Here is a 15,202-nt window from a genome sequence, read left to right on the forward strand (position 1 = left end):
AATGCGACGCGAAGAGCTGGTCGACCTGAACGCCTTCCTGGTCGTCGCAGAGGAACAGAGTTTCACCCGGGCTGCCGCCCGCCTCAGCACCTCGCAATCCTCCCTCAGCCACACGATCCGGCGGCTCGAAACGCGCCTCGGCGTCCGGCTTCTGACCCGAACGACACGCAGCGTCGCGGCGACCCATGCCGGGGAACGGCTCCTCGGCACGTTGCGGCCCGCTTTCGACAGCATCGGCTCCGAGCTCGCCTCGATCCGGGACCTGCGCGACAGGCCCGCGGGCACGATCCGGATCACCGCCGCTGAACATGCTGCCGTGACGATCCTGTGGCCGGCGCTCGAGAGGCTTCTGCCGGACTATCCCGACATCCATATCGAGATCAGCATCGATTCAGGACTGCGCGATATCGTCAGCGAGCGGTTCGATGCGGGCGTGCGGCTGGGCGAAGCCGTCGCCAAGGACATGATCGCGGTCGCGATCAGTCCCGACGTACGAATGATCGTCGTCGGGGCTCCCTCCTATTTCGCTACGAGGCCGATCCCGCAGACGCCGCATGATCTCGCCAATCACCAGTGCATCAATTTGCGTCTTCAGAGCTCCGGGGCGCTCTATCCCTGGGAGCTGGAGAAAGGCGGCCGGGAACTGCGCGTCCGCGTCGAGGGGCAACTCGCCTTCAACGATGTCAACATGATCGTTCGCGCCGCCACGAGCGGTTTCGGCCTGGGCTTCGTCATGGAAGACAGGGTGCAGGAGGAACTGGCCGACGGCAGGCTGATCCGCGTGCTGGACGACTGGTGTCCACCCTTCTCGGGATACCATCTCTATTATCCGAGCCGCCGCCAGCCATCGGCCGCCTTCTCCCTGCTGGTCGATGCCTTGCGCTATCGAGGCTGAGACCAGCGGCCCGCAGCGGAGGCGGGCGGGTTCACGCCCAAGCCAACCGGGTCGCGTTTCCCGAAATCGACAAGCTGGAGCACGACACCGCGGTGCGGCGAGGCAATGTCACTAGGCCCATCATGACGACGGCTGAGGCGATCCAGACAGCCAAGGGTGCAAGCCCGTTTGCGTCTGGCGCTCGGCCGACGGAATTGAAGGGCTTTCCGGCGGGCATGTGCGCCGGGCGAACGCTCGTTCACCGAGGCCGCAAGCCTCAACAGACCTTCGCGGCGATCTGCATGCCGGATATGACGCGCGCTACTGGGCCTTCAGCTTTCGATAGGTTCGCGTCTCCCGTGTGACCCACCCGCGGAATGCCACAACGCTTGGCAGCTGCGCCTTTCGTTCAGGGTAGACTGCATAATAGGAGTCGCCGGACAGAATTGGCGGCCCAAAGGGCATGTGGAGTTCGTTCCGCGCGAGTTCCGCTTCGATGTAGCAAACGGGCACGATGGCGATACCTATGCCCTGAACCGCGGCGTTGATGAGCATCTCGGTGTGCGCGAAACGAGTTCCCTGAATTCGACCCTGATAGTTGAGCCCTGACAGGCGCAACCAATGCAGCCACATACTGGGGCGGCTCGCGTTCTGCAGCATTGGGAATTTCGCGAAATCGCCGTTTTCGAGCTTCGTTCCGAGATTCACCAATTTAGGTGAGGTCACCACGGCGATCTCTTCAGCAAACAATTCAACCGATCTTGCGTTCAACCAAGTTCCCACCCCTCGCAGGATGGCAACGTCGAGACGCGTGGTTTCAAAGTCCAGATCGGCAGACGCGAGGGTTACTTCCACCGGAATGTCTGAATGCGCACGGATGAATGTTTCAATCCGTCTCGGCAGCCAACGCGCGCCCAATGTAGGATGGGTCCCGATCATGAGGGAGCTATCGACGGAACGCCCCCGCACGGCGTCGATCGTGATTTCCTGGAGCTTGTCCAGCGTCAGCGCGAGGTCCCGGTAATAATTCGCGCCGACTTCCGTGAGGACCAGACGCGGCCCTGTTCGGTGAAACAACGGTACGCCGAGGAACTTCTCGAGATTGTGGATCTGCCTGCTGATGCCACTCTGCGTGAGGCCCAGGTCCTCCGCCGCCTTGGTGAAATTCATGAATCGCGCTGCCGCCTCAAACGCATGCAATGCTGACAACGATGGCAGATATCGTCTCATGAGAACCCCGGCGGCGACCATGATTAAAACTCATCCTAGACGAAATTTTCAACGTTTTTGTTTCGCCCGGGGCTCGGTCACACTCGATCCGTCCGGCTCAAAAACAAAAGCGCGAGCGTCTGATCCGAGGGGGAACAGAGACCGGCTCCGTTGCGCACAATCAGAGCCACCAAACGAAGATTGAGAGGGGAAGAGTATGGACAGGCGCGAATTCAACAAGCTCATGGGCTTGGGCGCGGTTTCCGCTGCAGCAGGTCTTTACACCGGCAAAGGCGCTCTCGCGGCTGGCTCTCTCGAGCGGGTCAAGTCCTCGGGGACCCTGCGCATCGGAGCCGTGGCCGACGGTGCTCCCTATTATCAGAAGATGGTGACCGACGGCAGTTGGCGCGGGTTCTACATCGACATCTGCAAGAAGCTCGCAGACGATCTCGGGGTGAAGATGACGATCCTCGAGACGACCTGGGGCAACTCGGTGCTMGATCTCCAGGCCGACAAAGTCGACGTCTTCTTCGGCCTCAACCCCACACCGGAACGGCAGAAGGTCATCGATTTCTCCGGTCCCGTCTTCAAGAACGCCTTCACCATGGTCACCAAGAAGGGGCTGGGAGCGAAGACCTGGGACGACTTCAACAAGCCGGAGATGCGGATCGCGGTCGACGCGGGTTCTTCGCACGACGCTGCCGTCACCCGCCTCGCGCCCCAGTCCCAGATTTCACGGTTGAAGACGGCTAGCGACGCCACCGCCGCGCTGCAGGCTGGCCGCGTCGATGCACAGTGCCTGGTTCTGATCCTCTCGCTCTCGCTACGGGCCAAGAACGCTGCGCTCGGCGAGATCGTCATGCCGACGCCTGCCGACTTCACCACTTCGAATGCGGGCTTCCGGCGAGAGGCGGATCAGTCCTGGCGTGAATTCGTCGACGGCTGGATCAGCAAGGAGCGCGCCAGCGGCTTCATCAAGAACGCCGTCGTGAAGAACATGGAGCTCGTCGGCGTCAAAGAGAGCGACTTCCCCCCCGGCTTCGAAATCTGATGATCTCATATGGCGGGGCCTCGGCCCCTCCATATCCGGTTTCGAGCACGGGAACTCACCACCATGTATGAATGGGATTTCTCCATCCTGTGGGGCTACCGCTGGTTGCTCCTGCAGGGTCTGGGCGTGACTGTGGCTTTCACAGCCGCGACGATCGCCGGTGGCTTGGTCATCGGCATGACCGCGGCCATCTGCCTCCTGTCCCGCTTCAAGATTCTGCGCGGGATCGCCCTCGGCTTCATCGAGATCTTTCGCTGCACCCCGGTCCTGGTGCAGCTGATCTGGTGCTATTATGCGCTGCCGATGATCGCGGGCATCGAGATGACCCCGATTACCGCCTCGCTTCTCGCTCTATCCTGCTATGGCGGGTCGTTCTACGCCGAGATCATCCGCGGCGGCATCGTGTCGATCGATTCCGGCCAGTCCGAAGCGGCTTCGGCGTTGGGAATGACACCGGCGCTGGCGATGCGCCGCATTATCCTGCCGCAGGCGCTGCGCCGGATGCTCCCGGCGCTGATGAACCAGTCGATTCTTCAGTTCAAGAACACGTCCCTGGTGTCCGTTCTCGCTGTTCCGGACCTGGTCTACCAGGGCCAGATCGCGGCCCATGACAGCTTCCGCCCGCTGGAAACATACACAGCCGTGGCGGTCGCCTATTTCATGATCCTCTTCCCCCTGACGCTGTATGTGCGCCACCGCGAACGCCGGTTGGGAGCAGCCCGATGACAGCGACATCGCCAATGATCGAGATCTCGAAACTGCGGAAGCGTTTCGGCCAGCTCGAGGTCCTGAAGGACATCAATCTTCAGGTCCAGCAAGGCGGCGTCGTCGCCTTGCTGGGACCATCCGGGTCGGGCAAGTCAACACTTCTGAGGTGCATCAACCTGCTGGTGGTGCCTGATGACGGAACCATTCGCGTCGGGCAAACCAGCTTCCAGTTCGGCAAATCGGTTCAGGAACCGAAAGCAAAACCGCTTGCCGCGTTCCGCTCCCGCACCGGGATGGTGTTCCAGAGCTTCAATCTGTTCCCGCACATGTCGGTCCTGGGGAACGTCATCGAGGCTCCCATCCATGTGAAGGGATTGGACAGGAAGACGGCAACCGATCAGGCAATGGCTCAGCTCGAAAAGGTCGGGCTTGCGGACCGCGCTTCGCAGATGCCCGACACGCTGTCGGGCGGCCAGAAGCAGCGCGTCGCGATCGCGCGGGCGCTGGCCATGGAGCCGGAAGTCATGCTGTTCGACGAGGCGACCTCGGCGCTCGATCCGGAACTGGTCGGCGAAGTCCTGCAGGCGATGCAGAAGCTTGCCGCCGACGGGATGACGATGGTGATCGTCACCCACGAAATCACCTTTGCGCGCGACGTCGCGGACCGCGTGGTCTTCATGCGCGACGGCTATGTCGTGGAAGAGGGGCCGGCCCGCGACGTGATCGACACACCCAAGATGGACGCGACGAAGACGTTCCTGAGCCATTTCCATAAGGGCGCAGCGCCCCGGTAAGTGCCTAGAGAAGAGTTCGATACCATGGAAACAATCAGCAATCTCCGCGTCTTTCTGATCGAGAGCCCGATCAAGATGGCGAGGCAACAGGGCGTCGGCGACGTCAAGGGCACGGTGAAGCGTGTCCTGGTCGAGTTGACCTCGTCATCCGGCATCGTCGGATGGGGCGAGGCTGCACCGTGGGAAGTCTTCACTGGAACGGCCGAGGCCGCCGTTGCGGCCATCGACATCTATCTGCGTCCGCTTGTCATCGGCGCCCGGGTCGACCGGATCCGCGCACTGACACTGCAGATGAAGAAGGCTCTCGTCGGCCATGGCGAGGCCAAGCTCGCGATCGAAACCGCAATGTTCGACATTCTCGGGCAATCGTCGGGGCTCTCGATCGCCGATCTGCTCGGCGGCCGCGTTCGTGACACAATCCCCCTCTCCTTCTCCATCGCCGATCCAGACTTCGACGCGGACATGCGGCGAATGGAAGAGATGGTTCCGCAGGGCAATCGGATCTTCAAGGTGAAGACCGGGGTTAAAACCCATGGGGAGGACGTGGCACACCTCGAAGCGATGCGGAACGCCTTCGGCGACCGGATCGATCTGCGCATCGATTACAATCAGGCCCTGCAGCCGTTCGGCGCGATCAAGAAGCTCCGCGACGTCGATCAGTTCAAGCCGACCTTCATCGAGCAGCCGGTCCCACGAGATTGCCTGGCGGCCATGGCGTCTTTTACTGCGGACCTGGACACCCCGATCCTGGCCGACGAGAGCTGCTTCGACGCGCGCGACTTGCAGGAGATCATCAGGCTGCAGGCAGCCGACGCGATCTCGGTGAAATTGATGAAAACCGGCGGCATGCTCAACGCACAGGCGCTGATGGCGCTGGCGGATCTCGCCAGCATCCCCGGCTACGGTGGAACGCTGTACGAGGGCGGGGTCGCGCTCGCGGCCGGAACACAGTTCATCGCGGCGACACCAGGCATTTCGCTCGGCTGCGAATTCTACATGCCTCACCACGTCCTGACCGAAGACGTGCTCGAGGAGAAGATCGAGAACCGCAACGGCGAAGTCGTCGTGCCCGATGGACCGGGTCTGGGAATTCGCGTGTCCGAGCGCTCGCTGAGATCGAACGCGCGCGTTCTCGCAGAGCGCTGACGCCCGACTGAAAACACCGCCGCTTTTCCTTGCCGCTCACGGCCCTGCCGTGACGGAGACGAGAACTATTGCCCAAATGCCGGGGGAAATGGCCATGCCCAGCGCCGCCAGAACGCATACATTGGTCATCGGCAGCGGCATCATTGGCGCCTGCAGTGCACTGGAACTCGTGCGCGCAGGCCATGCCGTAACTCTGATCGACACCGGCGAGCCGGCGGGCAGGCAGTCCGCAAGCTATGGCCATGGCTGCTGGATCAGCCCGGCATCGGTCGTCCCGATGTCGATGCCCGGCCTCTGGAAAAAGGTCCCGGGATATCTGCTGAACCCGAAGGGCCCCCTGGTCATTCGATGGCGCCATTTTCCGCGTCTCGTGCCGTGGCTGCTTCGTTTCCTGTGGGCGGGCTCCTCCGTGCCGCGCGTCGAGGCAACCGCCCGCGCGCTGAGCCATTTGCTTCATGACAGCCCCGCACGTCACCGAGCGTTGAGCCAGGAGATCGGCGTGCCGGATCTGATCCGCCGCGAAGGGCTGCTCTACGCCTACCCCGACCGGAGCGCGTTCGAAGCCGAGGCCCTGTCCTGGCATCTGCGGCGGATGACCGGCCTGCGATGGCGAGAACTTGACGCCAGCGCGCTAGCCAACCGGGAGCCTGGCCTCGATCAGCACTACACGTTCGGGATCCTCGCCGAGGATGGCGCTCATTGCCTGGATCCTGCAGCTTACGTCTCCAAGATCGTCGAAACCGCTTGCGCGCAGGGCGCAAAGGCGATCCGCGCCAAGGCGAACGGATTTGTATTCGACGGGGAACGGCTTGTCGGCGTCCAAACCGATGTCGGCTTGATCAAATGCGACCAGGCGGTCATCGCGGCCGGGGCATGGTCGAAAAGGCTGGCAAGCGGTGCCGGCGATAACATTCCGCTCGAAAGCGAGCGGGGCTATCATGGCGTCATTCCCCTGAACGCGGGAGGACCGCGCCACCCGGTCATGCCGAGCGACGGCAAGATGGCGAACACGCCGACGTTGGCGGGCCTGCGCCTTTCCGGCCAGGTCGAGCTGGCATCGGTCGATACGCCCCCGAACTGGAGCCGCGTCGATATCCTGATCGGCCATGCCCGCAGGACCTACCCTGCGCTGACCCGGATGCAGGAGCTGAGCGTCGACAAATGGATGGGGCATCGCCCATCGACGCCGGACGGCCTTCCGGTCCTCGGGAGATCCACGCGATCCCCGAACGTCTTCTACGCCTTCGGGCATGGTCATGTCGGCTTTGCCTCGGGCCCGGTGACCGGACGCATCGTGGCCGAGCATCTGGCGGGGCTCCCCGGCGCCTTCGACATCGACCCGTATTCGCCCCGGCGCTTCGGGCTCGGACGGATCGAGCCATGAGGGCCGGCATCGTCGGCTGCGGCATCTCGGGCAAAGCCGCCGTTCCGGGCACGCGGCTCCCGAATACGAAACAGGTCGTCCGCTTCCGGGCTCAACGGCCCCGTCGATAGCCAAGACATTGCAAGACATTGAAGGAGAAATCGGAAATGCGTGGCGCAGATATCCTCGTGGAGATGCTGATCGGCTATGGCGTCGAGGTGGTCTTCGGCGTGCCGGGCGACACGAACGTGCCGTTCTACGAAGCGCTGCAACAGCACGAGGGCCGCATTCGTCATGTCATGGCGCGCGACGAGCGCTCGGCAGGCTACATGGCCGATGCCTATGGCCGCTTCACGAAAAAGCCGGGTGTCTTCGAGTGCCCGTCGGGCGCCGGCGCCATGTATTCGCTGCCCCCGGTCGCCGAATCCAACGCCTCCTCGGTCCCGGTCATTCTTCTGACGATCGACATTCCCCTGCCGGGCGAAGGTCGCGGCGTCCTGACCGAGCTCGATTGCGCTCGCCTTTTCGAGCCGATCACCAAGATGTCCGTGCAGGTGAAGTCGGCGGAGAAGCTGCCTGAGATCATCCGCCGCGCATTCCGCGTCGCCTGCTCCGGCAAGCCCGGCGCCGTTCACCTGCAGATCCCGGAGGATATGCTTCTGGCGGAGGTCGATCCGGCTCGCATCTCCATGCATGTCGAGGCGGAATGCATGGAGTTTCCAGCTTATCCGACGCTCCCTGCCCCGGAAAAGCTCGACACGCTGCTTGCTCAGCTGACCACCAGCAAGCGGCCGCTGATCGTCTCGGGCGGCGGGGTCAATCGCTCCTGCGCCGGCGCGGAAGTCACCGCGTTGGCGGAACGCCTGAACATTCCGGTCTGCACAACGATGACCGGACAGGGAACCATGCCTGACGACCATCGACTCGCGGTCGGTGTCATCGGCGACAACGGCTTCCACCCGCATGCCAATTGGGCCCTGGAACATGCCGACTTCGTGCTCTTCGTAGGCTCCCGAATGGGCTCGGTCGTCACCATCGGCTGGACCTTCCCGAAGATCACCCTGAACAAGCGCGTCGCCCAGATCGACATCGATCCCGAGATCATGGCGAACAACTATGAGAATGTGGTGTCCGTCCAGGGCGATGCGAGCCTCGTCCTGCGAAGCCTGATCGACATGGCTCCCCCCAACAATGATGCCGGCAGGACGCAGGAGTGGGTGGACGAGCTCAACGAGCTGCGCGCGAATTTCTGGGCGAACGCCGAAGCACTGCTAAGCTCGGAGGCAACGCCTCTGCGGCCGGAACGGGCGGTGCGCTGCTTCAATGAGGCTCTGGAGCTCTACGGCAAGCCCGCTCACATCTACTCGGACGCGGGCACGCCAACGCCTCACATGACGCGCTTTCTCAAGCTCAAGGATCGCAGGACGCGCTTCGCCATCCCGCGGGCCTTCGGCGGCCTCGGTTCGGCGCTGCCCGCAACGGTCGGTGCCTGGTTCGCGGACAAGGGGCGCCGGCCCATCGGCATGTTCGGCGATGGCTCATTCGGAATGTCGGTCGGCGAGCTCGAAACGCTGGTCCGGCTGCAGGTTCCAGCCATCCTCTTGCTGTTCAACAACGGCACTTTCGGATGGATCAAAGGCCTGCATCGGCTGAAAGGCCATAACCAGTGCTTCGGCGTCGATTTTACGCCTCCGCGCGGACAAGCCATCGCCGAGGCCTTCGATGTGAAAGCCTGGACGGCGACGAACTCCGAGGAACTCGACGCGGCGCTGGCCAAGGCCTTCGCCTACACCGACGGGCCGTGCCTGATCGATATCCACATTGAATCGATCGCAGATCGTGTGCCGCCGGTTTATTCATGGCTGACGAAGCGTGGCAAAGATCCGCTGAGCGTCGAGGCCGAGGAAGTGCGCTACTTCTGACGAGCAGAGATGCATCGGGGCGGCGATACGACCGCCTCGCCGCCGTCTGCATTGCCGCAACCGTCAGCAACTGGCTATGAGCCGAAGCCTAAGCAGGGGGAGGGAAAGCGGAGATACGGAGACAGTGCGCGAGCCCAGTCTCGATCCGGTCATCGCGGCGGAAAGCGTGCGCGACAAAGGTTCGTCATCAATCTGTCGTGGGGCAGCTTGCAGAACCACGGCTCTGCAAGCTGCTGCCGAGTCTGATGTTCCGTTTTCTTTCTCTCCGCCTGTTGCGTGCCATCCTGACCGTGACGATCTGCGTGTCGGCCGTTTTCATCGCGCTGCGTCTGGCGGGTGATCCCGCCGACATCATGCTGTCGATCGACACGCCACCGGACGTCCGGGCCTACTATCGCGAGCTGTGGGGCCTCGACCGGCCGCTGGCCGAGCAGTATCTGCGCTATATCGCCAGTGCCGTCCGGGGCGATTTCGGCCTGTCCTTCGCCGACGATCGAGCCGCCTTCGCGGCCGTTATGGAAGCCCTGCCGAAGACCTTCCTGCTCGGCGCCTCGGCCCTGATGCTGGCGCTCGTCGTCGGCCTGCCGCTGGGCATCCTCGCAGCGCTCCGCCACAACCGCGCCGCGGACCGACTGGCCATGGCGGTCGCGGTATTCGGCTATGCGATCCCGGTGTTCTTCCTCGGCATCCTCCTGATCCTGCTCTTCGCGTTGAAGCTGCGTGTGCTGCCTTCGGCCGGCTCGGAGAGCCTCTGGCACCTCATATTGCCGGCCGTGACGCTCGGCCTGCCTCTCGCCGGCCGCTTGGCACGCTTCGCTCGCACCGCGACGCTCGAAGTACTCGGCAAGCCCTATATCCGGGCCGCGCGCGGACGGGGCGTGATGCCGCTCGCCGTGATCATCCGGCATGCCCTACCCAATGCGGCGGTGCCGCTTTTGATGTTCATCGGCATCGAGATCGGTCACATCCTCGCCGGGAGCGCGGTTGTGGAGACCATCTTCGCCTGGCCCGGCATCGGGCGGTTGCTGGTCGACTCGGTCTCGACGCGGGATCTCGCCGTCGTCCAGGCCGTGATCTTCACGGTGACGGTGATCATGGTCGGCGCCAATCTCCTCGTCGACATCGTGCACATCCTGATCGATCCGCGGCTCGGCGGCTTCTCTCGCGCCATGGGCAAGCCGGCCTGATGACAGCTCTCGACCTTCCGTCCGCTCCGGCTCCTGCCACCCGTGCCCGCAAGAATGCGATGTCGCCGGTGGTAAGGCTCTCGGCCGGTTTCCTGCTCTTCATCGTCGTCGTGGCGCTGCTGGCCGACTGGCTGGCCCCGCTGCCCTACACCGCGCAGAACCTCGCCGCGCGGCTGAAGCCGCCTCTGACGGAAGCCGGCGGCACGATATACTGGCTCGGCACCGATCAACTCGGCCGCGACATTCTCAGCCGCATGATCTTCGCCGTCCGCAGCTCGATTTTGATCGCAGTGATGGGCACGCTGATCGGCGCGGTCGTCGGCACCTTCCTCGGCTTCGTGGCGGCGCGCCTGCGGGGCTTCGCCGACCAGGCCATCATGATGCTGGTCGATGCGCAGGCCGCGATCCCCGCTCTGTTTCTCGCGCTGACGATGCTCGCCTTCTTCGGCAACAACATCGTCCTGTTCATCATCCTGGTCAGCATCGACGGCTGGGACCGCTACACCCGGCTCGCGCGCGGGCTCGTGGTCTCCGAGCAGGAAAGCGACTACATCAACGCCATCGAAGCCTTGGGCGCGGAACCCTCCCGGGTCATCCTGCGCCATCTCCTGCCCAACATCGCCGCGGCGCTGGTGGTCCAGGCGACGCTGAACTTCCCCGGCACGATCCTGCTCGAAACCTCCCTCTCCTTCCTTGGGCTCGGCGTGCAGCCGCCTGGCACCTCTCTCGGGCTGATGCTCGGCGAAGGGCGCCGCTATCTGCTCAACGCCTGGTGGATCGCGGTCTTTCCCGGGCTGGTGATCTTCTTCACGACGCTCTCCATGAGCCTGTTCGGCGACTGGCTGCGCGACCGCTTCGACCCGACGAGCGACAGGCATTGAGCATGGCGATCGCAAATCTCGGCGCGTCTCATCCGCTGGCTATCGCGCATCGCGGCGGCGCCCTGCTCGGACCGGAGAACACGGCTGAAGCCTTCCGCGCTGCTGCGGCGGCGGGCGCGGCGATGGTCGAGACCGATCTGCGCCTGACGGCCGACGGGGAGCTGGCCTGCCTGCACGACGCCGATCTGACGCGGCTCGCGGGCGACAGCCGCCCGGTCGCGGACACCGACCTTGCTACCCTGCGCGCGATGTTGCCGGACTTGCTGACACTCGATGAGGCGATCACCGCATCGGCGCCGCTCGGCCTGCTGCTCGACGTCAAGCTGCTGGACGCGGCGATCCTGCCGCCCATCCTGGCCGTGCTCACCGCGAAGGAGGCGCTGCAGCGCTGCGTATTCGGCCTCCGCGACAGCGCTCTCCTGTCGGCAGCGCGCCGGCTTTCGCCGAATGTCGCACTGCTCGCCTTTGCGACCGACCCCGATGCGACGGCGGAAGCGAAGAAGGCCGGAGCGGGCTGGTTCCGGCTCTGGCAGGCCGATGCGACCGAGGAGCGGATGGCGTCCATCCGCACTGCCGGCATGCGGTCGGTGATCATGGTCGGTCAACCACGCTCGGTCGCCCTGCCGGGCTACCCGCCCTTCCCGGTCGGGCGCATCGATGCCGACGGCATCCGCCGGGTCACCGCGTTGCGCCCGGACGCGGTCATGCTCGACGATCCACGCCAACTCATTGCCTCGCGCGCTGTCACGGCCCTGTCGCCAAGCTGAGTCAAGGCAGCGGGACCGGCGCGCCGCTTCGATCCGCGCGCCGCAACAGCTCGACACGAGAAGGCTCAATGATGACGATCTCCCGCCGCCGTTTCCTGGAAGGTGCGGCCGCCACCCCGGTCCTGCTCGCCGCGCCGCTGGCGTTCGCTGCCGACGATACCCGGCCGAACTTCACCGTCGCCGTCGCCGACCTGCCTGCCACGCTAGAGCCGGCTCGCGAGCTCTCCAATGTCGGTACCCGCGTCACCTATTCGATCTTCGACACGCTGATCCGCCGCGACTTCCTGGGCGCAGCCGATGGCGGCGGCTCGGAGCTGAAGCCGCATCTCGCGACGAAGTGGGAACGCGTTTCTCCGCAGGAGCTGGTCGTCACGCTGCGCCAGGGCGTCAAGTTCCACAATGGCGACGAGCTGACCTCGGAAGACGTGGCCTACACCTTCCGCGAAGGCCGCCTCTGGGGCGACAAGGCGCAGATCCCCGGCGGCAAGCCGTATTTCGGAATTCTCGCCAGCGTCGAGCCGATCGACCGCTACAGCGTCCGCTTCAGGACGAAGGTTGCCGATGTGCTGCTGGAGCAGCGCCTGGCATCCTGGTGCGCCTGGATCGTCAACAAGCGCGCCTATGAAGCCATGGGCTTCGAGGCCTATTCGCGCAAGCCTGTCGCGACCGGGCCCTATCGCGTCGTCTCGCACTCGGCGGCGGATGCGACGGTTCTCGAAGCCTTCGACGACTATTTCATGGGCAAGCCCACGGCGAAGCGCGTCACCTTCAAGCGCGTGCCTGAACTCGCTGCCCGCGTCGCCGGCCTGGTCGCGGGCGATTACGATCTCATCACCAATATCCCGCCCGATCAGATGGGCGTCGTCGGCGGCTACAAGGACATCGACGTGCGCTCGGTCGTGCTGGCCAATGTCCACGTGCTCGCCTTCAACGAGCAGGACAAGGTCCTCGCGGACAAGCGCGTCCGGCAGGCGCTCTGCTACGCGATCGACCGCCAGAAGCTGGTCGACACGCTCTGGCAAGGCACGGCCCAGGTTCCGGCCAGCCACAACTTCCCGGAATACGGCCAGATGTTCGTCGAGGGCCGCAAGCTGCCTTACGACCCGGCGAAGGCGAAGGCTCTGCTGAAGGAAGCCGGTTACAAGGGCGAGCCGGTCGTCTACCGCACCCAGGCCAACTACTACACCAACGCGCTGGAGGCGGCGCAGATCCTGGTCGAGCAGTGGAAGGCCGTCGGCGTCAATGCCTCCCTGCAGGTCGTCGAGAATTCCGCGCAGCTGCGCGGCCCCGGCGTGCAGATCTTCAACTGGTCGAACTCGACCCGCCTGCCCGATCCGTTGGGCTCGATCTGGGTCGCCTGGGGTCCGGCCGGCGAAGCCCAGGTCTCGAAGTTCTGGACCTCGGCGCAGGCCTTCAACAAGGCCGGCACGGCGCTGGAGGCGGAGGTCGATCCGGCCAAGCGCAAGGCGCTCTTCACCGAGATGCTCGACAGCTGGGAGGACGAGGCTCCGGCGACGATCCTGTATCAGCCGAGCGAGGCCTACGCGATCAAGAAGTCGATCGGCTGGCGGCCGACGACCTTCTATTTCATGGATCTGCGCCCGGACAATCTCAGCTTCGCCAAGGCCTGAGGCTTCGGTCTGTAGCCCGAGATTGGAAAAGGCGGCCGTGGGCCGCCTTTTTTTGCTTTTCCGGGAAGGCGCGGGTCATCCCGGCGGGAGCGAAGCGCAGAGCCGGGATGACCCGCGCCTCGATCGGAAGCACTACGGCATGGATCCTCGGCTCAAGCCCGGGATGCCGGCGGGGCTCTCTGAAAAACCGCCAGAGGCTCCTGCCCGCCGCCGAGGATGAAGCGGCGGCCGTCCTGCTCGACGACATCGACATGCTGGGCGAAGGCGCCCGCTCCCGCCGAATGCCGCACGACGCGGGCCTCCTGCCGCGCCGGCTGCGCGAGGTTGCGGCCGAGCATGCTGTCTGCCGGTGCCAGCCCGAGCAGGCCGAGCACGGTCGGGCCGATATCGATGATCCCTGCCGGCTCCTGCGAAACCGAGGCGGCTTCGTTGCCGCCAAGGATCAGCACGGTGTTCAACTCGTGCGGATTGATGCCGCCATGCATGCCGCCGCCGAGCGGCACATCCCCGGGCGTCATCGCCCCAAGCCCGGGCAGCCCATACTGGTCCGGGTCGAGGCTCGATTTCAGGATGAACATCAGTTCGGGCCGGCGCGCGGCATGGCCAGCGCCCATCAGGGCGAGCGAGAGCGTGCCTGCGACCTCGCCCTCGACGCCGTTGCGGTCCGGCGAAAAGACGTGGCCGACTGCGGGATGCTGCATCAGCCACGCGGCAATACGGTCGATCTCGCCGCGATCGCCATCGCGCAGACGGATCTCGCCGCTGATGCCGCCGGTCGCGACCAGCGTCGCGCTGTCGATCACCTTCGCCGCACTGAGATCGAATCCGGCCTGCAGCGCCGTCTCGAACAGCGGTTCCACCGAGCCTGTCGAGATCTGGCCATGGTCGGAGGCGGCGATCACCGCGATGCGCTCAGAATCCGGCTGGGCCTCGACCCAGTCGAGAATGGTTCCGAAGGCCTTGTCCGCCTCGCGCAGTCCGGCCATCGCCTCCGGCGATCCCAGGCCCCGATAATGGAAGGTGGTATCCGGCTCGTTGAACCAGATCAGCGCGACATCCGGCTGGAGCTCCGGCAACACGAGATCCGTCATCACGCGGCCGCCATAGGCGACCTCCTGCAGCCGCGGCAACTCGCGCTCCGGCAGAGGGCCGAGCCGTTCGATCGCCTGCTCCACCGCCTCCGGCGTCTGCGTCGCGCCGACGCCGTGCATGGAGAAGGTCCAGTGCCCGTTGGCGCGGGCGCGCGGGTTGATGAAATGCGCGGAACCGGCCGAGCCGGTATGCACGACAGCCAGCCGCTTGCCCGCACGGGCCAGCACGTCGCCGAAGGTGTCGGCGGCGAGCAGGCGGCCGTCATGATGGGCCTCCGCACGGCGGATCATCGCGACATCGCTCGTGTCGAACATGCGGTCGGCGATGGCGGCGCGATGATAGAAGGCGTTGCCGACGATGCCATGCACGATCGGCGGCGCACCGGCTGCGATCGAGCTCGTCGCCACGCGGGTGACCGACGGGAAGACGCTGCGCGCCCGGCGGAACCATGTCCCGCGCGCAACCAGCCGCATGATGTTGGGGGTCAGCTCGGGCGTGACGAGGTCCGGCCGCAGCCCGTCAAAGACGGCGATGACGACGCGGTCGGTGGTCGGCTGGTCAGGGCGGCTCATCTCGT

13 protein-coding genes are annotated in these 15,202 nt (G+C 64.8%); 11 read left to right on the plus strand and 2 right to left on the minus strand.

Annotated features, from left to right (window positions below; genetic code table 11):
- Position 1 precedes the first annotated feature (1 nt).
- Entirely contained in the window at positions 2 to 895 is an 894-nt protein-coding gene (locus AC1DIN_RS11565) for a LysR substrate-binding domain-containing protein (RefSeq protein ID WP_476809885.1), read from the plus strand.
- Positions 896 to 1,195: 300 nt separating this feature from the next.
- On the opposite strand, the gene AC1DIN_RS11570 is transcribed toward AC1DIN_RS11565, so the two are convergent.
- Entirely contained in the window at positions 1,196 to 2,125 is a 930-nt protein-coding gene (locus tag AC1DIN_RS11570; protein WP_441470141.1) for a LysR substrate-binding domain-containing protein, read from the minus strand.
- A 175-nt stretch (positions 2,126 to 2,300) separates the two neighbouring features.
- Here AC1DIN_RS11570 and AC1DIN_RS11575 point away from each other — a divergent pair, with 175 nt between their 5' ends.
- From AC1DIN_RS11575 to AC1DIN_RS11620, 10 genes are all read left to right on the plus strand, one after another.
- Entirely contained in the window at positions 2,301 to 3,134 is an 834-nt protein-coding gene (locus AC1DIN_RS11575) for a transporter substrate-binding domain-containing protein (RefSeq protein ID WP_476809886.1), read from the plus strand.
- A gap of 63 nt (positions 3,135 to 3,197) precedes the next feature.
- Positions 3,198 to 3,860: an amino acid ABC transporter permease gene (locus AC1DIN_RS11580; RefSeq protein WP_441470143.1), complete on the plus strand. Its 663-nt coding sequence runs from the start codon at positions 3,198 to 3,200 to the stop codon at positions 3,858 to 3,860.
- Entirely contained in the window at positions 3,857 to 4,636 is a 780-nt protein-coding gene (locus tag AC1DIN_RS11585; protein WP_476809887.1) for an amino acid ABC transporter ATP-binding protein, read from the plus strand. The genes AC1DIN_RS11580 and AC1DIN_RS11585 overlap by 4 nt, the downstream gene beginning before the upstream one ends.
- Positions 4,637 to 4,660: 24 nt before the next feature.
- Positions 4,661 to 5,782: an enolase C-terminal domain-like protein gene (locus AC1DIN_RS11590; protein WP_476809888.1), complete on the plus strand. Its 1,122-nt coding sequence runs from the start codon at positions 4,661 to 4,663 to the stop codon at positions 5,780 to 5,782.
- Between the two features lie 94 nt (positions 5,783 to 5,876).
- Positions 5,877 to 7,166 (plus strand): NAD(P)/FAD-dependent oxidoreductase, encoded by a 1,290-nt coding sequence (locus AC1DIN_RS11595; RefSeq protein ID WP_476809889.1) that lies wholly within the window; start codon positions 5,877 to 5,879, stop codon positions 7,164 to 7,166.
- 146 nt (positions 7,167 to 7,312) lie between these two features.
- On the plus strand, positions 7,313 to 9,067 hold the full coding sequence (locus AC1DIN_RS11600; RefSeq protein WP_476809890.1) for a thiamine pyrophosphate-binding protein: 1,755 nt from the start codon (positions 7,313 to 7,315) through the stop codon (positions 9,065 to 9,067).
- Between the two features lie 245 nt (positions 9,068 to 9,312).
- Entirely contained in the window at positions 9,313 to 10,254 is a 942-nt protein-coding gene (locus AC1DIN_RS11605) for an ABC transporter permease (protein ID WP_476809891.1), read from the plus strand.
- Positions 10,254 to 11,135: an ABC transporter permease gene (locus AC1DIN_RS11610; RefSeq protein WP_476809892.1), complete on the plus strand. Its 882-nt coding sequence runs from the start codon at positions 10,254 to 10,256 to the stop codon at positions 11,133 to 11,135. Before AC1DIN_RS11605 ends, AC1DIN_RS11610 begins: the two co-directional genes overlap by 1 nt.
- Before the next feature lie 2 nt (positions 11,136 to 11,137).
- A complete protein-coding gene (locus tag AC1DIN_RS11615) occupies positions 11,138 to 11,902 on the plus strand; it encodes a glycerophosphodiester phosphodiesterase (protein WP_476809893.1) in 765 nt (254 codons plus the stop codon).
- A gap of 68 nt (positions 11,903 to 11,970) precedes the next feature.
- Positions 11,971 to 13,533: an ABC transporter substrate-binding protein gene (locus tag AC1DIN_RS11620; RefSeq protein WP_476809894.1), complete on the plus strand. Its 1,563-nt coding sequence runs from the start codon at positions 11,971 to 11,973 to the stop codon at positions 13,531 to 13,533.
- A 152-nt stretch (positions 13,534 to 13,685) separates the two neighbouring features.
- Here the strand turns inward: AC1DIN_RS11620 and AC1DIN_RS11625 are convergent, their stop codons facing one another.
- The gene (locus AC1DIN_RS11625) at positions 13,686 to 15,197 is read right to left on the minus strand and encodes an alkaline phosphatase family protein (RefSeq protein WP_476809895.1); all 1,512 of its coding nucleotides are present in this window, start codon (positions 15,195 to 15,197) and stop codon (positions 13,686 to 13,688) included.
- Between the last annotated feature and the right edge of the window lie 5 nt (positions 15,198 to 15,202).

The organism is Allobosea sp. 05T438 (assembly GCF_056396025.1).